The sequence below is a fragment of the Imbroritus primus genome, assembly GCF_964332355.1.
Classification (GTDB): domain Bacteria; phylum Pseudomonadota; class Gammaproteobacteria; order Burkholderiales; family Burkholderiaceae; genus Imbroritus; species Imbroritus primus.
Genome location: NZ_OZ201293.1, coordinates 96,948 through 118,869, shown reverse-complemented (window position 1 = coordinate 118,869; position 21,922 = coordinate 96,948). Strand labels below are relative to the sequence as shown.

Sequence of the window (21,922 nt, the reverse complement as noted above, 5' to 3'; positions counted from 1 at the left end):
GGTTGTAGTGTCATGGTGCGGCGGCGATAATACGCGGGCGCCGCCATACAACCACGGACCGCCGCATGCGGCGAGATCCGGCGGCATTGCCCATGGGATGTCATCAGCGCCACAGTCAGCGCGCCATAATCAGGCGGATGAATCCGCCACGGGAGAAGCGGATGCCGCGTGCAGCCAACACGAGCCGTTCCAGCCTTTCGACGTTTTCTGCAGTTCCTGTTCAGTTGTTCCGATCTTTCGTGCGCGGGCATGCCGCGCCTGCCTTGCTGGCATTGCTGTCCGTGCTGCCGGCCGGCCCGGCGCAGGCAGCGCGCGTGCAGACGCTGTCGCCACAGGGCGAGGTCGCGCGTGTGCGGCAGGTGGCCGTCACCTTCGACAGTGCGATGCTGCGCTTTGGCGATGCGCGCGCGGCCGCGCCGGCCGACGTGGCGTGCCGGGGGGCGAACGTGGAAGGCCAGGGCCGCTGGATCAACGACAAGCGCTGGGTGTACGACTTTGCGCGCGACCTGCCGCCGGGTGTGCAATGCGCGGTAACACTGACACCAGGGCTGAAGGATCTGGCCGGCACGGCGGTGAGCGGGCAAACGCGCTACACCTTCCAGACTGGCGGCCCGATCGTGGTCAGCGCCCGCCCTGGCGGCGGCGAGGTGGAAGAACAACCGTACTTCGCCATCCGCTTCAACGGCGCGGCCACACCCGCCTCGGTGCGTGCCAGTAGCTGGTGCCAGGCCGAGGGCCTGGGCGAGCGCGTGCCGGTGAAGCTGATCGAAGGCAAGGAGCGCGAGGCGATCATCGCGGCCACGCACTGGACGCGCGAGGCGCAGGCCGCGAACACAGTGTTCGTGCTGGCGTGCCAGCAGCGCCTGCCGGCAGGCGCGAAGATGGAGCTGGTGATCGGGCATGGCGTGGCGACCCCCTCAGGTCTCGCCAGCCGTGACGAGCGCCGTCTGAGCTATACGGTGCGCGAGCCGTTCACGGCGAGCTTCTCGTGCGAGCGCGAGAATGCGCAGGCACCCTGCACGCCGCTGCGGCCGATGCGCCTGTCGTTCTCCGCGCCCATCGCCACCGACGTGGCGCGCAAGCTCGAGGTGCGCGGATCGTCGGGCAAGGTCGCGGCCAACATCGAGCGCGATGCTGGCGATACCGTGCAGGAAATAACCTTCCCGGCGCCATTCGCGGAACGTGCCGAATACACGCTTGAGTTGCCGCGCAGCCTGACGGACGACAGCGGCCGCCCACTAGCCAATGCCGACCTGTTCCCGCTCAAGACCACCACGGCGGCGCTGCCACCGCTGGCCAAGTTTGCGGCGGCACCGTTCGGCGTGGTCGAGCGCTTTGCCGACGTGCCACGCAAGTCGGCGCGGCGCATCGACGCCGCCACACGCGATGCCTATCCGCCGCTGTTGCCGCTGACGGTGCGCAATGTCGAGGCGGATCTGGCGGTACGCGGCGTGCGCGCGGAAGGCGGCACGGTGGCGCGCCTGCAGGTCGATGACGATGCGGCGATGCTGCGCTGGTATGCGCTGGTCAAGCGCCTGCACGAGAGCAGCATGACGCGGCCCGAACTGGAGCGCGTGCTGGCCGGGCTCGATCCGTCCGACGCGCACAACCGTCGCAATGAACCGCAACTGCAGTCGCGCGCCCTCTCGCTGCTCGATCGCGTGCAGGGCGTGAAGAAACTCGCCTTGCCGAAGGGCGACGGCAAGGATCCGCGCCCCTTCGAGGTGGTCGGCATTCCGCTGCCGGAGCCGGGCTTCCATGTGGTGGAAGTCGCTTCGCCACGGCTCGGCGGCGCGCTGCTTGGCAAGGCCGCCCCGATGTATGTGCGCACCGCCGTGCTGGTGACTAACCTCGGCGTGCACTTCAAGGTGGGTCGCGACAATGCAGTGGCGTGGGTGACCACGCTCGACGATGGCAAGCCGGTGGCGAATGCGCGCGTGCATGTGCTTGACTGCAACGGCCGCTCGCTGGCCGTGGCGACGACTGATCAGAACGGCATCGCGCGCATCGACAAGGCGCTCGGTGAAGGCGGGTGGTGCCGCGAAAGCGGACTCGACGGCTACTTCGTGACGGCGCGCATCGGCGCGGAACATCCGCAGGCTGCCGGCAAAGCCGATGTGGCCTTTGTCATGTCGAACTGGACCGACGGCATCGAGGCGTGGCGCTTCAATGTGCCGACCGATCACGACCCCAAGCCGACGCAGCGCGTGCATACGGTGTTCGACCGCATGCTGTTCCGGGCCGGCGAAACGGTCTCGATGAAGCACCTGATCCGTCAGGAAACCCGCAACGGACTCGCCTTGCCGACGGATCCGACCACGCTGCCGGACAAGCTGGTGGTGCGCCACATGGGCAGCAACCAGAAGTTCGAGCAGCCGGTGGTGTGGCGCAGCACGCCGACGGGCGGACGCAGCGCGGACAACACGCTGCAACTGCCGGCGGCCGCCAAGCTGGGCGTGTACGAGGTCACGCTGTCGAATGGGGAGCAGACCTATGAGGGCGGCACCTTCCGCGTGGAAGCATTCCGCCTGCCGGTGCTCGGCGGTACGCTCACGACCGCCGGAAACACGGCCGGCAGGAGTGCTGCCTTGATTGCGCCGAAGCAGGCGCCAGTCGATGTGCAGATTAACTATCTGTCGGGCGGCGGCGCGTCGCAGTTGCCGGTGCAGGTGTCGGCGGTGCTGCGCGACCGCTCGGCCAGTTTCGATGGCTATGATGGCTTTGCCTTCGGCGCACCGCAGGAAGCGCGCCGCGCGGACCAGGGCTATGGCGACGAGGACGAGGAAGACAGCAGCCCCGCGCAGGACCCGACGCAGCAGCTCGTGGCCGACAAGCTCAAGCTCGTGCTCGACCGCAACGGCGCAGGCCAGGTCACGCTCAAGGATCTGCCCGCCGTGAAGGCGCCGCGCACGCTGATGCTGGAAGCCAGCTTCAGCGATCCCAATGGCGAAATCCAGACGCTGCGCCAGAACGTGCCGGTGTGGCCGGCAGCGATCGTTCCGGGCATCCGCGCGAGCCGCTGGGTGTCGGTGCAGCAGGATCTGGCAGTACAGGCGCTGGCGCTCGATACCAGTGGCAAGCCGCGCAAGGATGCCGCGCTGGAAGTCCGCGCGGTGTCGCACATCACCACGTCGAACCGCAAGCGGCTGGTAGGCGGCTTCTACAGCTACGACAACCGCACGGAGACGCGCGACCTCGGCAAGGTGTGCGAGGGCAAGACCGATGCACAGGGCCTGCTGAACTGCAGCGTGACGCTCAAGGAGCCGGGCGAGATCGAATTGATCGTGGTCGCGCAGGATGACAAGGGCAACACGGCCCGTGCCGCAACCTCGGTGTGGGTCACACGCCAGGGCGACGTATGGTTCGGCGGCGGCAACAACGACCGCATCGACCTGCTGCCCGAGAAAAAGACCTACGCGCCGGGCGAGACCGCGACCTTCCAGGTGCGCATGCCGTTCCGCTATGCCACTGCGCTGGTGGCCGTGGAGCGCGAGGGCATCATCGAGACCCAGGTGGTCGAGCTGAATGGCAAGGATCCGACCATCCGCCTGAAGGTGCAGCCGCAGTGGGGGCCGAACGTCTACGTCTCGGTGCTGGCGCTGCGCGGCCGGCTGCGCGAGGTGCCGTGGTATTCGTTCTTCACGTGGGGCTGGCGCCAGCCGGGTGAATGGTTCCGCGCCTTCCGCAGCGAGGGGCGCGAGTATGTCGCGCCCACGGCGTTGGTCGACCTGTCCAAGCCGGCGTTCCGCCTCGGTCTCGCGGAGATTCGCGTAGGCACCGATGCGCACCGCATCGATGTGAAGGTCGCCACGGACAAGACCACCTATCCGGTGCGCGGCACGGCGCGCGTGACCATCACGGGCACGCTGCCCGACGGCAAGCCCGCGGCAAACGCGGAAGTGGCCGTCGCCGCCGTCGACCAGGCGCTGCTCGAGCTCATGCCGAACAGCAGCTGGAACCTCCTCGACGCGATGTTCCAGCGCCGCAGCTACGGTGTGGACACTGCCACCGCGCAGATGGAAATCATCGGCCGCCGCCACTATGGCCGCAAGGCCGTGCCGGCCGGCGGCGGAGGCGGCAAGAACCCGACACGCGAGTTGTTCGATACCTTGCTGCTGTGGCAACCGAACGTGCGGCTCGATGCGCAGGGGCGCGCCACGCTCGATGTGCCGCTCAACGATTCGCTCACGCGCTTCACCATCGTGGCGGTGGCCGATGCGGGTGTGGACCGCTTCGGCACCGGCACCGCCAGCATCGCCGCCACGCAGGACCTGCAGCTGATCTCCGGCCTGCCGCCGCTGGTGCGCGAGAACGACCGCTACCGCGCCATGTTCACGCTGCGCAATACCACGCAGCAGGCGATGAATGTCGAAGTCACGGCGCGTGGCACGCTGCTCGGCGTGGACAATGCACTGCCGGCGCAGAGCGTGGCCGTGCCGGCCGGCGAAGCGCGCGAGATCGCCTGGGAGGTGAGCGCGCCAGCGGCGCTCGCTTTCACGCGCAGCGGCACGATCCACTGGGAGATCGCCGCCACCGACAAGACACGCGGCGCGACGGACCGGCTCAAGGTGACGCAGACCATCGTGCCCGCCGTGCCAGTGACGGTGCAGCAGGCCACGCTCGAACGGCTCGCGCCGGGGCTGGAACTGCCGGTCGCCATGCCGCCGCACGCGCTGGCCGACACCAATGGCGGGCCGCGCGGCGGACTGCAGCTCGATTTCCAGTCGAAGCTCGCGGATGGCCTGCCGGGCGTGACCACATGGTTTCGCCACTATCCGTTCACCTGCCTCGAACAGAAGGCCTCGCGCGCCATCGGCCTGCGCGATGCGACGCTGTGGAACGCGGTGGCCGGACAGTTGCCGGCGTATCTCGACAGCGATGGACTGGCCAGTTACTTCCCGCCGTCGAATGGCGGGCCGGCACAGGGCAGCGAAGTGCTGACGGCCTACCTGCTGGCCGCCGCACATGAAGCCGCGCGCGCCGGCATGCCGTTCAAGCTGCCTGAGGAAGCGCGCCGCCAGATGGAGCAGGCGCTTGCCGCCTTCGTGGAAGGCCGCATCCGCCGCGATGGCTGGTCGCCGCGCGCCGACAACGCGCTCGACCGCGACGTACGCAAGCTCGCCGCGCTCGAAGCCCTGTCGCGCAGCGGCGCAGCGCAGGCGCGCATGCTCGGTTCGATCGCCATCGCGCCGAACACCTGGCCGACCAGCGCGGTGCTCGACTGGTACGCGCTGCTGCTGCGCCTGCCCGACATTCCGCAGCATGCCAAGCGCCAGCAGGAAGCCGAGCAGATCCTGCGCGCCCGCCTGACGATGCAGGGCACGCGTCTCGCGTTCTCGACCGAGCGCGACGACAACTGGTGGTGGTTGATGCAGAACGCCGACACCAATGCGGCGCGCCTGCTGGCGCTGGTGCTCGACCAGTCGGCCTGGCGCGACGACGTGCCGCGCCTTGCCACCGGCCTGCTGGCGCGGCAGGTGCGCGGCGCTTGGTCAACCACCACGGCCAACCTGTGGGGCAGCCTGGCGATTGCACGCTACTCGCAGACCTACGAGCGCACGCCGGTTGGCGGCAGCACGCAGGCGCAGTTTGCCGGCGCGGAAAAGACGTGGAGCTGGCCGACCGCCAACGGCGAGGCGATCCAGCGCGGTGCCTTGACGCTGCCGTGGCCGGCGAAGGGCGCACCCAGCGCATCCGGCCCGCTGCGCATCACGCACCAGGGCAGCGGACAGCCGTGGGTTACGGTCAGCAGCCTGGCAGCAGTGCCGCTCACGCAGCCGTTCGCGGCGGGCTATCGCATCCGCCGCACGGTCGCGCCGGTCGAGCAGGCGGTGAAGGGCAAATGGACGCGCGGCGATATCGCACGCGTGACGCTGGAGATCGAGGCACAGACCGACATGAACTGGGTGGCGGTGAGCGATCCGATCCCGGCCGGTGCCACCATCCTCGGCAGCGGGCTGGGCCGCGACTCGGCCATCGCCAGCAGCGGCGAGCGGCGCAGCGGTGCGGCATGGCTGGCCTACACCGAGCGCGCGCAGGATGCCTACCGCGAGTACTACGAGGTCTTGCCGAAGGGCAGCAGCAGCGTGGAGTACACCGTGCGCCTCAACAACGCGGGCGACTTTGCGCTGCCGCCGACGCGCGTGGAAGCGCTGTATGCGCCGGACGTGTACGGCGAGATTCCGAATGCGCGCATGACGGTGGCGCCGAAGGCGCCGTGAGCATGGTGCGAACGATGCGGAGCCCGGCGTAGGCGATGGAGGATCGGGGACGAATGCTGATGAAGAGGCAGGCGGCCACGTGGGTGACTGCGTCGGTGTGCAGACTGGCTTGTGCGACGGCAGGTGCAACGGTACGCGCACCGGTCAGCGCGTCAGTCGCCGCGCTGGTCATCGGCCTCGCGCTGGGCACGCTACCCGGTTCCGCCCACGCCGCCGTGCCACGCTACGAGCACGTGCGCACAGCCTGGCTGTCCTCCGATGTGACGATCCTCGATCGGCATGGCGAGCCAGTGCAGCGCGTGCGGCGCGACTATGCGGCACGGCGCGGCGAGTGGGTGGCGCTGGCGGATGTGTCGCCAGCGCTGCGCGAGGCCATCGTGCTATCGGAGGACAAGCGGTTCTACGCGCACAGCGGCATCGACTGGCGCGGCGTGGCAGCGGCGGCCTGGGGCAATCTCTGGCACACGCGCACGCGCGGCGCATCGACGCTGACGATGCAGCTCGCGGGTCTGCTCGACAGCGACCTGCAGGCCATCGCCGGCGGCCGCAGCCTGCGCCAGAAGATCGGCCAGGCCATCGACGCCACGGCGCTGGAGCGCCACTGGCGCAAGGACCAGATCCTCGAGGCGTATCTGAACCTCGTGCCCTTCCGGGGCGAGATGGTGGGCATCTCGGCGTTGTCGCATACGCTGTTCGGCAAGTATCCGAGCGGTCTCGATGCTCGCGAGGCCGCCGTGGCGGCGGCGCTGCTGCGCGGCCCGAATGCCGGCGCAGCGCGGGTTGCCCAGCGCGCCTGCGCGATCCTCAAGATCATGCAGGAAGCGCAGGCCTGCGGGGGCCTCGACGGCTTCGTGCAACTGGCGTTCGCGCGTCCGGCGAGCACGCCGGCACTGGGTACGCAACTCAATCTTGCTCCGCACCTTGGCCGCCGGCTTGCGCAGGAGGCGCCGCCATTGACGGCCACCGTGCGGTCGACGCTCGACGCGCGTCTCCAGCGCATCGCACAGGAAAGTCTCGCGCGCCATCTGCAGGCACTGACGAAGCGCAACGTGCAGGATGGCGCGGTGGTGGTGCTCGACAATGCCAGCGGCGAGGTCCTGGCGTGGGTCGGCTCGTCGGGCACGCTGTCGGGCGCGGCGCAGGTCGATCACGCGCTGGCGCTGCGGCAGGCCGGTTCGACGCTCAAGCCGTTCCTGTATGCGCAGGCAATCGAGGAACGGCGGCTGACCGCCGCGTCGCTGCTCGACGACACGCCGGTCAACCTGCCCACGGGCGGCGGGCTGTATGTGCCGCAAAACTACGACCGCCGCTACAGCGGCTGGGTCAGCACACGCACGGCGCTCGGTTCGTCGCTGAACATTCCGGCGGTGCGCACGCTCGTCATGGTGACGCCGCACCGCTTTCATCAACGCCTGCGCCAGCTCGGCCTGCCGCTGCCGGAGTCGGGCGACTACTACGGCTACAGCCTCGCGCTCGGCAGTGCTGATGTGCCACTAGGCGCGCTCACCAACGCCTACCGCGCGCTGGCGAACGGCGGACGTTACGGGCCGATGCACACGATGGCCAGCACATCCGTTGCATCCCCCGCCCGGCCGGCAGGCCGCACGCGCCCAGCCAGCGCCGGCGCAGGTAGCGTAGCGTCCGGCAACCAAGTGCTCGACGCACGCGCGGCCTGGATCGTCGCCGACATCCTCGCCGACCGCCACGCGCGCACGCGCACCTTCGGACTCGACAGCCCGCTCACCACGCGTTTCTGGAGCGCGGTGAAAACCGGCACCAGCAAGGACATGCGCGACAACTGGGCCCTCGGCTGGTCGCAGCGCTACACCGTCGGCGTGTGGATCGGCAACACCAGCGGCGCGAGCATGTGGGATGTGTCGGGCATCGATGGTGCGGCGCCGATCTGGCACGAGGTGATGAGCGCCTTGCATGCGCAAACGCCGAGCCACGCCCCCGCCATGCCAGCCGGGACCGTGCGCACGGCGATTCATTTCGGGGCAGCTGCGCCGGGTGCAGGACCGCTCGAACCGGCGCGCGATGAGGTCTTCCTGGCGGGCACGGAACAGCAGGCCATCCTGCCCGGTACGCCGGCGCCGCCCACGGCGCGCGCCGCGCCCTCGATCCTTGCGCCGGCCGATGGCACCATCGTGGCGCTCGACCCGGACATTCCGCCACGCAACCAGCGCGTGTGGCTGCGCGCCACGGCGGTGGGCGGCCTGAGCGCGCAACAGGGCCATGCACTGCGCTGGGCCATCGGCGGCAAGCCCGTGGGCCGTGGCGCGGAAGTCGGCTGGCTGCCATGGCCGGGCCGCCATGAAATCACGCTCAGCGATGCCCAGGGCCGGGTACTCGCGCGCCGCCAGATCGAGGTGCGCGGGGCGACGTTGCGTGCGCCGTGAGGGCGCTGAGGATGAGGCCCATATCATGGTGGACCATCCCATGTGTGATGAATTCGATACTCGTCCGTTTCCTTGACCCACAGCACCCAAACAGGGGACTACCGGACGCGGCAATAAAGGATGAAGATACCGGCATCGCCATTCCGACCGCACCCTCCGCCATGCCGCTGCCGGGCCGGTTCATTCCTGCCAGCAGCGACGTGGCTGGTGCGTGCGCGGGAGACGATGTCAGTCACGCTTTTGCATCCTGATCCAAACCCGACCTGGCAGGCCGACCGGCCCGACGGTCCATCCCTGGGAGACATGCAATGAGAACCTGTTCTGAAACGGGCGGCCTGATGCGATCCGCCCTTTTGGCTGCTGCCGCTGCAGCGCTATGCGTCTCGACGCTGGTACAGGCTGCGCCTGCCACGCAGCAGTCCGCCGCCAAGCAGATCGAACGCGGCCGCTATCTGGTGCGAATTGCCGGGTGCAATGATTGCCATACGCCCGGCTACGCCGCTTCGGGTGGCAAGGTGGCGGAGAAAGACTGGCTGGTCGGCGACCGGCTCGGCTTCAGCGGCCCTTGGGGCACCACGTATGCCGGCAACCTGCGCCTGCTGGTGTCGCAGATGACGCAGCAGCAGTGGCTGGCCCGGGCGCGCTCGGAGATGCGTCCGCCGATGCCCACGCCCAGCCTGCACCACATGCGCCAGGACGACCTGAAGGCGATCTACCGCTACATCGCCTCGCTCGGCCCCAAGGGCGAGCCGGCGCCGGCCTATCTGCCGCCGGGCAGCGCACCGGCCGGGCCCGCGGTGGTGTTTCCGAGCCCGTGAGTTTCCCGGCCAGCAATGGTGCCGGCGCGTACACTGCGGCGGACCCACGGCCAGATGAGGCGGCAAGGCAGACGCGACGCGTCAGACAGACCGTCGCCGTCTCCTGCCAAGCGCAGGAAGACGCCGCCTGATCCGCTGTCTGCAGCATGGGTCGTGTATCCTGATTCCCTGCATTTGTCTGGAGCATGGAGTCATCCCTATGACACACCGTTTGCACAACACGCTGGCTGCCGTGGCGATAGCTGCGGGAATGCTGTTCGCCGGCAGTCCGGCACTGGCACAGGAAGGCGTGAATGTCCGTCCTGGCGGCTCGGCGGTGAGCCGGCTGATTCCGGCGGAGGCGCTGGAAAAACAGGCCGTGCAGGAGTACGCGCAGCTCAAGCAGGAGGCTGCGGCAAAAGGCCTGCTGGCCGGCACCAACGATACTCAGCTGGTGCGCCTGCGGCGCATCGCCAACCGCATCCTGCCGCACACCGCCAAATGGAACGCGCGCGCCAGCGAATGGCCGTGGGAAGTGAACCTGATCAAGTCGGACGAGATCAACGCGTTCTGCATGCCCGGCGGCAAGATTGCCTTCTTCACCGGCATCATCAACAAGCTCAAGCTGACCGACGATGAAATCGCCATGGTAATGGGCCACGAGATCGCCCACGCGCTGCAGGAGCATGCGCGTGAACGCGCCGCAAAGTCGGAACTGACCAACGCTGGCGCCAGCCTGCTCTCGCAGTTTTTTGGCCTCGGCGACCTCGGCAACATGGCGCTGGGCGTGGGTGCGCAGCTGATGTCGCTGAAGTTCTCGCGCGGCGACGAAAGCGAGGCCGATCTGGTCGGACTCGATATTGCGGCGCGCGCCGGCTACGACCCGCGCGCCTCGATCACGCTGTGGCAGAAGATGGGGTCGGTCGGCGGCAATGGGCCGATCGAATTCCTGTCCACGCACCCCTCGGGCACCTCGCGCATTGCCGAACTGGAAAGGCAGATTCCCAATGTGCTGCCGCTGTATGCGCGTACCAAGGGCATGTCGGTCGCGCAGCTGCCGCCGTATCGCAGCAATGTGAGCAATCTCGGCCCGGCGCCCCAGGACGCGGGCGACCAGAATCGCAGCGCGCCGCTGCGGCGCTGAATGGTCTGAATGGCGCAGATGGCGCTGACGGCGCTGACGGCGCCGCTTGGTCAGGATCGATACCGATCGACGCTCATTGGCGCCGACGGCATCCGATGGCGTACCGCGACTGAAGATATCGGTCCGGTACCACGGTGGGTCGGCCAGGTCGGCGCCCTGTCAGGAATTTTTTTGGACAGCCTCGGCCGACGTGCGCGGCACGCTCAATGGGCATGGCCGCAGTCGTCGCCGCAGACGTGGTCATCGCCGTGGTCGTGGCTGTGATCATGGTCGTCGGCTTCCCACTCCGGAAACGGATCAGGTAGCGCAGCCCACGCGTCGGGGCCGGCGGCCATCTCCGCATCGCTCAGCAGGCAGGCATCCAGTTGCTCCCCCAGCGCGGCTTCGTCCAGCTGATGGCCGATGAAAGCCAGTTCCTGCATCCGGTCGCCATAGGGCGCCGGCGCATCGCCATCCTGCAGGCGCAGGGCAATCTCGGCGCGCAGGGCATGATCCTCGGGCCAGTCAGCCTCCTCGGCCGCACTCCACCACACCCCCGCCGCGCCGTGGCGGCACGCCCCGCCGGCCTGCTCCCAACTGCCGGAAAGCGCCATGCGGCTGGCCAGCCAGAAATAGCCGCGCGAGCGCAGCACGGTGCCGTGCGTGCGCAGCCAGTCGGTATGCATCAGGTCGAAGAACCGTTGTGGATGGAAGGGCCGGCGGCGGCAATAGGCGAATCCGGAGACCTGCGCTTGCGCCGGGACGCTGCCGCCGCGCAGCAGCGCGGCCCAGCCGGTGCCGGCCTCGGTGGCGTCAACATCATAGGGCGCAGCGGCCTGGAGCATCCGGGCATCGAGGTGATCGACAGCGTCCACCACCGTGGCGCGCGGATTCAACGCATGCAGCAATGCCACGAGCGTCTGGCGGGTGGCGGTGTCGACGCGATCGGTCCGGTGGAGGACCAGGATCGTTGCCGCTTCGATCTGTTCGATCAGGACATCGGCGACCGTGCGGTCATCGTCGGCCCACGCGGCGGGATCACGTTCGGCGAGGAAGTCGGCCGCGTGGAATTCCTGCAGCAGCGTGGCGGCATCGAGTACGGTCAGCACGACACCGAGCTGCAACGGTGTGCCGGTCGCTCCTGTGGCCCGACCCGTGTCGGCCAGCAGATCGACCAGACCGATCACGCTCTCCGCGCGGGCGCGTACCACGAGTTGTTCGCCGTGCGCCTGTGCCTGCCCGGCCGCCGCGCTGAGTGCTGCCAACACGGCGGCATCTGCGGCCTGTTCGTCGCCGGCGGGCTGGCCAGCCGTACGCTCCATCAACTGCGTGGCATCGAGCACGCGCAGCGGAAGCGAGGCGTTCAACTGCGTGAGCAGCGCGGAGACGCCCGTACCGGGCAGGCCGGCGACGAGACTGACAGGAAATGAGGAAGCCATGGCTGCAGATCGTTCAGTACAACAAGGGTGCCACCTTAGCAGAGTGCGGCGTCAATAGAAACGGCGGAAAGAGCGGATACGGCACGCACTCAAGCGAGCCGAGCAATAACGAAAAGGCGGATGGCGACGCATGCATCCGCAGGCGGCGGATGGGGAAAGCGGAGGCGGGACGTGGGAAGGCGAGGGCGCGCCAGTGTGATGGCGCACCCCGTGCCGGATGGAGATCAGTCGCCGAACAACTTCTGGCGTAGTTCGCGGCGTTCCTGTGCTTCGAGCGACAGCGTGGCTGTCGGGCGGGCCAGCAGGCGCGGCACGCCGATCGGCTCGCCGGTTTCCTCGCACCAGCCGTAGTCGCCAGACTCGATGCGGGCGATGGACTGCTCGACCTTCTTCAATAGCTTGCGTTCGCGGTCGCGCGTGCGCAACTCGAGCGCATGCTCTTCCTCGATCGTCGCGCGGTCGGCCGGATCGGGCACGACCACGGTTTCGCGCAGGTGCTCGGTGGTCTGGTCGGCATTCTTCAGGATCTCATCGCGCAGTTGCTCGAGCCGCTGCTTGAAAAACGCCAGCTGGGCGTCATTCATGTAGTCTTTTTCGCCCATCGCGAGGATTTCGGCTTCCGTCAGGATTTTCTTGCTCGTCATGTTTGCTGCTGCTTCTCTGGTGAGATGCGGACCGCCTGCGGCGCGAATCGAATCTTCGCGCCCGGCGGCCGCGCTGGCCGTCGATTGAACTCCGGCCGTTGCACATGGCTGGCTGCAGTCTCGCTGCGTCGCATGCCTCCCATCGCTTGCCCGGGTGCTGCCTCAGCAGCACCGGGAAGCCAGCACCGGCACTGGCCGGCACAGTATTCCTGGCGGTGGGACCGGTCTGTCCGGCCCACGCCCATCATCGCCTTCCTGTTTGTGTGACACTTCCGTGTTACGCATAAGCCGCGCGCTGCCGTGCCTGCAGTGAGGCCTGCCGCGACACGCGCTGCCCGCAGGCTTATCTATACCACTGACAGGACCGGCCGGCAATTGGAGCGTGTTGATGTCGTGTCACGTACCCGCAAAAGCCGGGGTATTGTACTTGAGTACGCGGACAGTGCCACAGGAGATGTCGTCCGCAATACCTGTGGCCGGCCAGGAGGCCCCGGCAAGACATTGCCGGGGCCGGACCCACACAGGATTCATGCGGCGGGACTCATGCCGCAAGGCAGCCTTCGAGCCCCTTCAGGATGGCGTCGCGCGGCAGGTCCACGCCGATGAACACCATGCGGTTGCCCGGCGTTTCGTCGCCCCACGGCGCGCCGATGTCGCTGCCCATCAGCTGGTGTACGCCCTGGAAGACCACCTTGCGGTCCACGCCCTGCATGTAGAGCACGCCCTTGTAGCGCAGCAGCGTTTCGCCGTAGACGGTGAGGATGCCGCCCAGGAATTCCTCGAGTTTCGCGTAGTCGAATGGCCGCTCGCTGCGGAAGACGAACGAGGCAATGCGGTCGTTGTGATGATGATGAGCGTGGCCGTGATCATGCCCGTGAGCGTGGTCATGGTCGTGATCGCACTCGGCGCTGCAGGTGTGATCGTGCTCATGATCATGGTGGTGCCCGTGCTCATGGTCGTGGGCATGCTCCTCGGCCTTGAGGAAGTCGGGATCGAGCTCGAGCTTGGCGTTGAGGTTGAAACCGCGCAGGTCGAAGATCGTGTCCAGCGGCGTTTCGCCAAAATTGACGGTGCGGATCGGCGCGCGCGGGTTCATGTGCACCAGACGGTGGCGCAGCGCGGCCACGTCATCGGCACTGACGAGATCGCTCTTGGTGATGAAGATCGCGTCGGCAAACCCGACCTGGCGCTGGGCGGCTTCGTGCTGGTCGAGCTGCTGGTTGCCGTGGCGGGCATCCACCAGCGTGATGACGGCATCGAGCAGATAGCGCGTGGCGATCTCGTCATCCATGAAGAAGGTCTGCGCCACCGGGCCGGGGTTGGCGATGCCGGTGGTTTCGATGACCACGCGGTCGAACTCGATCTCGCCGGCGTCGCGGCGCGTCATCAGGTCCGACAGCGCGGCGACCAGATCGCCGCGGATGGTGCAGCAGATGCAGCCGTTGCTCATCTGCACGATCTGCTCGCGTCCGTCCTGGACGAGGATTTCGTTGTCGATGTTTTCTTCGCCGAATTCGTTTTCGATCACGGCGATCTTCATGCCGTGCGCTTCGGTGAGGATGCGCTTGAGCAGCGTGGTTTTGCCGCTACCGAGAAAGCCGGTCAGGATCGTGGCCGGGACCAGTTTGGACATGGAGTGACTCCAGCAGAAAAGTGGGGGATGAAAGAGGGCGATGCACAGGCCATGCGAAGATGCCGGCTGGCGTCAGTGGCATTGCGGGCAACGACCCTTCAGGGTGAGTTCGACATGCTCGACGGCAAAGCCGGCCGGTACGCTGGTCTCCGGGACCATGTCGGCAACCGGTGCGGCCGGGCCGTCCAGGCAGTAGGTGCGGTGACAGCACACGCATTCGAAATGTCCATGCTGCCGATGCGCCTGTGCCTCGGCTTCCACGTGCTCGGTCAGGCTGAAGCGGAAGACACGGTCGTCACCGGCGTGCTTGTAGGCCAGATGCTGCTCGACCAGCCAGTCGAGAATCCGGTAGACCGTCACCCGATCGACCGGCTCGCTGGCCACGGCCATGTGTTCCAGCACGGCCTGGTGCGTGAGCGGGTGCTCGCTGCCCATCAGGCAGGCCAGCACCTGTACACGCGGTTGCGTGACGCGCGCACCGAGGCTGCGCAGGCGTTCCCGCGCGGCATCGGACAGGCTGACAGGAGGAGCATGAAACGAATCGGACTGCATGCAGCCATTTAACCATAGGGGCCAAACACCTGCAACTCAGTTGCGATAAGACCGTCCATCAGGGTTTCCCTGTAGAATCGCGACAACCTGTCATCAAACTGTCATGTCGCTTTACGCCCTCGCACTGGTTGTCACGGCCGCCTTCCTCCACGCTGGATGGAACCTGTTGGCGAAACGCATCAGTGCCCGCACCGGCGGCGGCTCGCCACTGGTCTTCCTGACCTCGCTGGGCGTCACACTTCTCTACCTCCCGGCCGCCATCTGGGTCCTGGCCACCGAAGCCCATACACTCGACCTGAAAGCCTGGCTGTGGATCTGCCTGAGTGCCGTGCTCCACTATGGCTATTCGCTGGTCCTGCAGCGCGGCTATGAAACCGGCGACCTGTCGGTGGTCTACCCCCTGGCGCGCGGCACGGGGCCGCTGCTGTCGTCGATCGGCGCGATCTTCGTGCTTGGCGAGCGGCCCGGCTGGCTGGCGGCCTGCGGCATCCTGCTGGTGATCAGCGGCGTGCTGCTGCTGGCCGGCGGACGGCGCCTGTTCCGCGTCAGCGCGTTCCGCAGCAACCTGGAATCGGGGGTCGGCTGGGGCTTGCTCACAGGCCTGTTCATCGCCACCTATACGCTGGTCGATGGCTACGGCGTGAAGGTGCTGCTGCTCTCGCCCCTGCTGCTCGATTACTTCAGCGGCGTGGTGCGCGGCGCGATGAGCGCGCCGCGCGCATTCACGCAATGGCCACATGTGACGCTGCTGTGGCAGCGCCATAAGAAGGAGATCCTCGGCATCGCGCTGCTCTCGCCGCTCAGCTACATCCTGGTGCTCACCGCACTGCAGGAAGCGCCCGTCTCGCACGTCGCCCCGGCACGCGAGCTGTCGATGATGGTCGCCGCCTTCCTCGGTGTGCGCCTGCTCAACGAAGGCGACATGCTGCAGCGCATGGCCGCCGCGGGGCTGATCGTGGTAGGTGTGATCGCGCTGACGCTGGGTTAAGGCGGCACGGGCATCCAGCTCCTTCCGGGCCGCTGGCATGTGCCATTGCAGACTGCGGCCCTATGGGCGGCTGACTCAGGCCGGTACGCCGCCTGGCTGCATGAACTGGTCCAGCGCGTCGGCCCGCATCGGTTTGCCGAGCAGATATCCCTGTAAAGAGTGGCAACCAAGCGCCGTCAGGAATGACTTCTGCTCGGTCGTCTCCACACCCTCTGCAACAACCGAGAGATTCAGCGAGCGCCCGAGCGCCACGATGGCCGAGACGATGGCCGCGTCCTCGGTATCGTGTGCCAGATCACGGACGAAACCACGGTCGATCTTCAGTTCCGTGGCAGGCAGGCGCTTCAGGTAGAGCAGGCTCGAATAGCCGGTGCCAAAATCGTCGATGGAAATACACACCCCCATTTCATGCAACTGCTGCAGGATATGCAGGCTGGCATCCGCGTCCCGCATGGCAGTCGACTCCGTGATCTCCAGCGTCAGCCAGCCTGGATCGAGCGCGTGGCGGTGTAGCGCCCCGCGCACCGTATCGACCAGTGAGGCATGCCGGAACTGAACAGCCGACAGGTTGACGGACAGCGTCCATTCGACATGCCGTTCGCGCCGCCACTCGGCAAGCTGGCGGCAAGCCTCGTCCAGTACCCAGGCGCCGAGCGGCATGATCATATTGGTTTTCTCGGCGAGCGGAATGAACTCGTCCGGCGGAATCATGCCGCGTTCGGGATGCTCCCAGCGCACCAGGGCTTCGATACCGACCACACTGCCCTCGTGTGCGGTGAATTTGGCTGATAGTACAAGACAAGTTCACGGCGCTGGATAGCCACGCGCAGATCCTGCATCAGGAGCAGTTGCTGATGGATACTGGCGTTCATCGAAGCTTCGAAGAAGCAGTACGTATCACGTCCCACACTCTTGGCGTGGTACATGGCGGCATCCGCATTGGTCAGCAACTCGTGCTGGCTTGCGCCGTCGGCCGGATACAGCGCAATGCCGACGCTCGTCGACACGCTCAGTTCATGAGCGTCGACGATGAAGCGTTCATGCAGGGCCCCGACCAGCGACTCCGCCAGCCGGCCGGCATCGGCTGCTTCCTGCACGTTGGCAAGGATGACAAACTCGTCGCCACCGAGGCGCGCGACCGTGTCGCGACTCTGTACGCGCGCCGTGATCCGCTGCGCCACCTGAATGAGCAGCCGATCGCCGATCTGGTGGCCATAGGCGTCATTAATTGCCTTGAAACCGTCGAGGTCCAGGAAGATCAATGCAAAACGGCCACCATCAGCTTCCGCAGCCTGGATCGCATGCGCCAGGCGATCTTCGAGCAGCACACGGTTGGCCAGTTTCGTCAGGCTGTCATGCAGCGCCAGATAGGCCAGTTCCTGGTTAGCCTCCTCCAGTGAGTTTGCCAGCATGGAGGTGCGGACTTCCATGCGGAAATCGAGCAGGGACGTGAGCAGTGCGATGCCCAGCACCGCCATCGTCGCCAGCACGATCACGACCGCAAGCCATTCCGCACTGACGCCGCTGGATGCCGCGCTACAGACGCTGCCCACCGGGAAGTTCGCAGCGCTCATACCGACATAATGCATGCCCACGATCGCCAGTCCCATCACCAGCGACGCAGCCGCGCGCAGCATGCGCACATGACGCGAGTGCTGCCGCAGGCGGAAAGCCATCCACAGTGCCGCGCCGGACGCCAGGATGGCGACGACGATGGACAGGGTAAACAGTCCCAGATCGTAGTGGATACCGGGCGACATGCGCATCGCCGCCATACCGGTGTAGTGCATGCTGGCGACGCCGAGCCCCATCAGCACAGCGCCACCGCCAAGACGCGGCAACGGCAAGCGGCTCTGCCCGACCAGCCACAGGGCAAAGGCAGACAGCGCGATGGCCAGCATGAGGGAGGCCAGGGTAATCGGCAAATCGTAGCCGAGCGGAATGGGCAAGCGGAACGCCAGCATGCCGACGAAGTGCATCGACCAGATGCCGAGCCCCATGGCGGTCGCACCGCCGGCGAGCCACCAGTACACTGTGCGCCCGCGCGCCGTCGCAATCCGTCCGGCCATGTCGAGCGCCGTGTAAGAAGCCAGAACGGCCACAAACCACGACACGGCCACAAGCAGTACGTTATAACTGCCGACTAACATTGAACCCCCTCTTTTCCGCTCGGCGCGACAGGCCCACGGCAATTTGTTGCGGCATTATGTCTGGAAGCGACCTCCGCCGCTTGGTACCGTCGGCTTTTTGATACAGGGCGCGGGCGCATTGCCCCGCAAGGGACATGGAAGTGAGGGTGGGCCACTCTGGAAGGGGAATGCCCGCGGATCAGCGCGAGGGCTTTTTCTTGGCGCGCGGATGCGCCTGGTCGTAGACCTTGGCGAGATGCTGGAAGTCGAGCGCGGTGTAAACCTGTGTGGTGGAAATACTGGCATGGCCCAGCATTTCCTGCACGGCGCGCAGATCGCCGGAGGACTGCAGCACATGCGTGGCGAAGGAATGGCGCAGCACGTGCGGATGCACATTGGCCGGCACGCCGGCACGCAGCGCGTGCGCCTTCAACCGCTGCTGGATGGTGCGATGGCTGATGCGGGCGCCGCGCGCGCCGAGGAACAGCGCATGGGCATCGGCTGGCGCCACCCCAGGGCGTACGAATGCATCGCGCACCGCGAGCCATGCCCGCAGGGCGGCGCAGGCCTTGCTGCCGACCGGCACGGTGCGGCGCTTGCCGCCTTTGCCGAGCACCGTGACTTCGGCGGCATCAAGCGTCAGCCAGCCGCCGGACTGGTAACCGCCTTCGTCCACGTAACGCCAGTCGAGCTGCACAACTTCCGACAGGCGCAGGCCCGAAGAATAGAACAGCTCGTAGATGGCCAGGTCGCGCAGGGTTTCGGGTGCGTTGGGATCTTCGCCCGCCGGCGCCATCAGCGCCACCGCATATTCCACCGAGAGCGCCTTGGGCAGGCGCTTGGGACTTTTCGGCGCGCGCACATCATCGACCGGATTCGCGGCGACCGGATAGCCCTGCAGCGCAGCCCAGCGATAGAAGCCGCGCCACGCCGACAGCTGCCGCGCGATGCTGCGCCCTGACAGGCCCCGCGCATGCTGCTGGGCCGCGAGGCGGCGAATCACGGAAGTATCGATGGCAAGCAGGTCGCGGCCGGGCCAACCCTTGGCCAGCAGCGCCTCGAGTTGCCGCAGATCGCGGCTGTAGCTGCTCAGGGTGTGGGCAGACAGGCGGCGGCCGGTCTGCAGCATGGCGAGATAGGCCGCGATGCGCGGATCATGCGGCGGATCGTGCGGATCCTCGGGAGGGGAGCCGGGCGCGGCAGGCAGGTCCATGGGCGCGCCCCGGTGTCTCAGGTACGCAGGCGGTTGAGGGCGGCGCTGGCCAGATCGCCGAGCTGCGCGAGATACACGGTGCCCATGCCTTCGTGGAAGCGGCGCGGATCCGGCGACCCCATGATCAGCAGGCCAAAGGTGGCCCCGGGTTCGGCACCGACGCTTTGCGGAGTCCGCAGCGCCACCATGGCGACCGACTGGATATCGTCCTGCTCGAGCCACTGCACCGCCTCGAAACCGGCATTGGCGCCGCAGTATGGCGTACGTAGCCCGCCGGCAAAGACACGCACATCCTCGGAGACTTCGCGCGCCACCTCGAGGTGGTGATATGCCTCGGCGGCACTCCATAGCCGCAGGCTGACGGCCGGCACCTCGAAGATATCGCGCAGGCCGTCGATGACGGCGTACGGCAGCGCATGCGGATCGGTTTCGCCGAGCAGGCGCACCAGCCAGGTATGCAGCCGCTGCTGCGTGCGGTCATTCTCATGGCCGAAACGCATCAGGTCAGCGAGACGCAGCTCCAGGCCCTTGTTCTTTTCGCGCAGGATCTCCATCTGGCGCTCCTGCAGCGACACGGCGCGGTGGCTGTGCGGGCTGGTGAGCTGGATGCCGGCGAGCAGCTCGGCATGCGCTTCGAAGAAGTCGGGATTCGACTGCAGGTAGTGAGCGACGTCTTGTGCGTTCATGGTGTCAACCGGAATGGAATAGCGAAGAGTTTAGCAAACCCGCGGCGCCAGCCGTTCGCCGGCGCCGCGGCATGTCCACGCAATGTGCTCAGCCCAGCTTCTGCTTCAGCAGTTCGTTGACCTGCTGCGGATTGCCCTTGCCTCGTGTGGCCTTCATCACCTGGCCGACAAGCGCGTTGAAGGCCTTGTCCTTGCCGGCGCGGAACTCCTCCACCGACTTCTGGTTGGCGGCCAGCACTTCGTCGATGATCTTCTCGAGTTCGCCGCTGTCCGACATCTGCTTGAGGCCCTTGGCAGCAATGATGGCATCGGCGTCGCCACCGGACTCGCCGGCCCACATGGCCGGGAACACATCCTTCTTGGCGATGTTGTTCGAGATGGTGCCGTCGGCGATGCGCGCCAGCAGCGTCGCCAGCTGGGCGGGCGCAACCGGCACGGCATCGATGGCGATGCCTTCGCTGTTCAGTCGCGAGGCGATATCGCCCATGATCCAGTTGGCCGCGCCCTTGGCCTGGGCCGGACCGGCAGCGGCGATCACCGCCTCGAAATACGCGGCAACATCCTTCGATGTGGTCAGCTGGCTGGCATCGTAGGCCGGCAGGCCGTATTCCGACATGAAGCGCGCCTGCATGGCGGCGGGCAGTTCCGGCAGCGCCTCGCGCACACGTTCGATCCACTCGGGTGCGATCACCAGCGGCAGCAGGTCGGGGTCCGGGAAGTAGCGGTAGTCCTGCGAGTCTTCCTTGCTGCGCATCGAGCGCGTTTCCTTGCGGTCCGGATCGTACAGGCGCGTTTCCTGCACCACGGTGCCGCCATCCTCGATCAGTTCGATCTGGCGCTGCACCTCGTAGTTGATGGCCTCTTCGAGGAAACGGAAAGAGTTCAGGTTCTTGATCTCGCAACGCGTGCCGTAGGGCGCATCGGGACCGCGACGCACGGACACGTTGGCATCGCAGCGGAAGCTGCCTTCCTGCATGTTGCCATCGCAGATGCCAAGCCACGTCACCAGCGCATGCAACGCCTTGGCATAGGCCACGGCCTCGGCGGCGCTGCGCATGTCGGGCTCGGTGACGATTTCGAGCAGCGGCGTGCCGGCGCGGTTCAGGTCGATGCCGCTCATGCCGTGGTAGTCCTCGTGCAGCGACTTGCCGGCGTCTTCCTCGAGATGCGCGCGCGTCAGGCGCACGGTCTTTTCATACGGCTCGGCGCCCTTGCGCTCCACCTGCACGGTCAGCGTGCCACCGACTACCACGGGCAGTTCGAACTGGCTGATCTGGTAACCCTTGGGCAGGTCCGGATAGAAGTAATTCTTGCGTGCGAACACGCTGCGCGGCGCGATGTTCGCGTCGATGGCGAGACCGAAGCGGATGGCGCACTCCACGGCGGCGCGATTCAGCACCGGCAGCACGCCCGGCAGGGCCAGGTCCACCGGCGAAGCCTGGGTGTTGGGTTCCGCCCCAAAGGCGGTGGAAGCGCCGGAAAAAATCTTCGAGACCGTCGAAAGCTGGGCATGCGTTTCGAGGCCGATCACCACTTCCCATTGCATTGCATTCACCTTGTCACGTGTTGCAGGAAGACTGCATGGCAGTCTTCCGGTTGTATTGGTGGCACGTCGTGCCGTCGTGCGCCACTCAGCGGCGCACGCAGGCGCCGGTGTTCGGCTCGAACATCACCGGCCACGCTTCTTCGTAGATGCCCGGCGTGCAGCGCCGCTCGCAGCCCACATGGGCCAGCGTGACGCGGCGCGGTTCCTGCCACATCAGCAGCTTGCAGCTGCTGCCGTCGCGCGCCCGCATTTCGATGTGCGGCTTGCGCTGCGTCTGGCGGAATTCGGCGTAGTCGAAGCTGCAGGTGCCGCGCTTCCCGACGGCGATGCGCCACGACAGCGACTGCACGGTATTGTTGTTGACGACCACCTGTGCGTTCTCGTGGAAACCGTCTTCCTCGGTCTGCACGCAGTTGCCGCGCATATTGATGTCGCGATCGGCGATCGGCGCGGGTGGCGCGCCACCGATGCGTGGCAATGGAATACACGAGGTCAGCACCAGCACGGCTGCCGCCACCAGGCCTGCCCGCATCCATCGCATCGTCATCATGG

At 66.9% G+C, this 21,922-nt stretch carries 13 protein-coding genes and 1 pseudogene; 5 read left to right on the top strand and 9 right to left on the bottom strand.

Going from position 1 to position 21,922, the window contains the following annotated elements; genetic code table 11:
- Positions 1-161 precede the first annotated feature (161 nt).
- From ACQ3C8_RS00470 to ACQ3C8_RS00455, 4 genes are all read left to right on the top strand, one after another.
- Positions 162-6,221, top strand: a complete 6,060-nt coding sequence (locus tag ACQ3C8_RS00470) for an MG2 domain-containing protein (protein WP_428852066.1) — start codon at positions 162-164, stop codon at positions 6,219-6,221.
- 53 nt (positions 6,222-6,274) lie between these two features.
- Positions 6,275-8,620 (top strand): penicillin-binding protein 1C, encoded by a 2,346-nt coding sequence (gene pbpC / locus ACQ3C8_RS00465; RefSeq protein WP_428852065.1) that lies wholly within the window; start codon positions 6,275-6,277, stop codon positions 8,618-8,620.
- Between the two features lie 308 nt (positions 8,621-8,928).
- A complete protein-coding gene (locus ACQ3C8_RS00460) occupies positions 8,929-9,438 on the top strand; it encodes a c-type cytochrome (protein WP_428852064.1) in 510 nt (169 codons plus the stop codon).
- Between the two features lie 199 nt (positions 9,439-9,637).
- Positions 9,638-10,561, top strand: coding sequence for a M48 family metallopeptidase (locus tag ACQ3C8_RS00455; protein WP_428852063.1), 924 nt, complete (start codon positions 9,638-9,640; stop codon positions 10,559-10,561).
- A 203-nt stretch (positions 10,562-10,764) separates the two neighbouring features.
- On the opposite strand, the gene ACQ3C8_RS00450 is transcribed toward ACQ3C8_RS00455, so the two are convergent.
- From ACQ3C8_RS00450 to ACQ3C8_RS00435, 4 genes are all read right to left on the bottom strand, one after another.
- Positions 10,765-11,979, bottom strand: coding sequence for a CobW family GTP-binding protein (locus ACQ3C8_RS00450; protein WP_428852062.1), 1,215 nt, complete (start codon positions 11,977-11,979; stop codon positions 10,765-10,767).
- Between the two features lie 224 nt (positions 11,980-12,203).
- Complete coding sequence (dksA, locus tag ACQ3C8_RS00445; protein ID WP_009520829.1) at positions 12,204-12,623, bottom strand: RNA polymerase-binding protein DksA; 420 nt, start codon at positions 12,621-12,623, stop codon at positions 12,204-12,206.
- A gap of 541 nt (positions 12,624-13,164) precedes the next feature.
- A complete protein-coding gene (locus ACQ3C8_RS00440) occupies positions 13,165-14,256 on the bottom strand; it encodes a CobW family GTP-binding protein (protein ID WP_428852061.1) in 1,092 nt (363 codons plus the stop codon).
- A gap of 72 nt (positions 14,257-14,328) precedes the next feature.
- A complete protein-coding gene (locus ACQ3C8_RS00435; protein ID WP_009520827.1) occupies positions 14,329-14,808 on the bottom strand; it encodes a Fur family transcriptional regulator in 480 nt (159 codons plus the stop codon).
- A 103-nt stretch (positions 14,809-14,911) separates the two neighbouring features.
- Here ACQ3C8_RS00435 and ACQ3C8_RS00430 point away from each other — a divergent pair, with 103 nt between their 5' ends.
- On the top strand, positions 14,912-15,796 hold the full coding sequence (locus ACQ3C8_RS00430; protein WP_428852060.1) for an EamA family transporter: 885 nt from the start codon (positions 14,912-14,914) through the stop codon (positions 15,794-15,796).
- A 75-nt stretch (positions 15,797-15,871) separates the two neighbouring features.
- On the opposite strand, the pseudogene ACQ3C8_RS00425 reads toward ACQ3C8_RS00430, so the two are convergent.
- The 5 genes and pseudogenes from ACQ3C8_RS00425 to ACQ3C8_RS00405 all read right to left on the bottom strand — a co-directional run bounded on the left by ACQ3C8_RS00425 (position 15,872) and on the right by ACQ3C8_RS00405 (position 21,920).
- Positions 15,872-17,946: pseudogene (locus tag ACQ3C8_RS00425) on the bottom strand (putative bifunctional diguanylate cyclase/phosphodiesterase).
- 178 nt (positions 17,947-18,124) lie between these two features.
- Entirely contained in the window at positions 18,125-19,138 is a 1,014-nt protein-coding gene (gene xerC, locus ACQ3C8_RS00420; RefSeq protein ID WP_428852059.1) for a tyrosine recombinase XerC, read from the bottom strand.
- Between the two features lie 17 nt (positions 19,139-19,155).
- Entirely contained in the window at positions 19,156-19,824 is a 669-nt protein-coding gene (locus ACQ3C8_RS00415; RefSeq protein ID WP_428852058.1) for a DUF484 family protein, read from the bottom strand.
- An 88-nt stretch (positions 19,825-19,912) separates the two neighbouring features.
- Positions 19,913-21,370 (bottom strand): Asp-tRNA(Asn)/Glu-tRNA(Gln) amidotransferase subunit GatB, encoded by a 1,458-nt coding sequence (gene gatB, locus ACQ3C8_RS00410; protein ID WP_428852057.1) that lies wholly within the window; start codon positions 21,368-21,370, stop codon positions 19,913-19,915.
- An 85-nt stretch (positions 21,371-21,455) separates the two neighbouring features.
- Positions 21,456-21,920, bottom strand: a complete 465-nt coding sequence (locus tag ACQ3C8_RS00405; protein ID WP_009520821.1) for a hypothetical protein — start codon at positions 21,918-21,920, stop codon at positions 21,456-21,458.
- Positions 21,921-21,922: the final 2 nt, after the last annotated feature.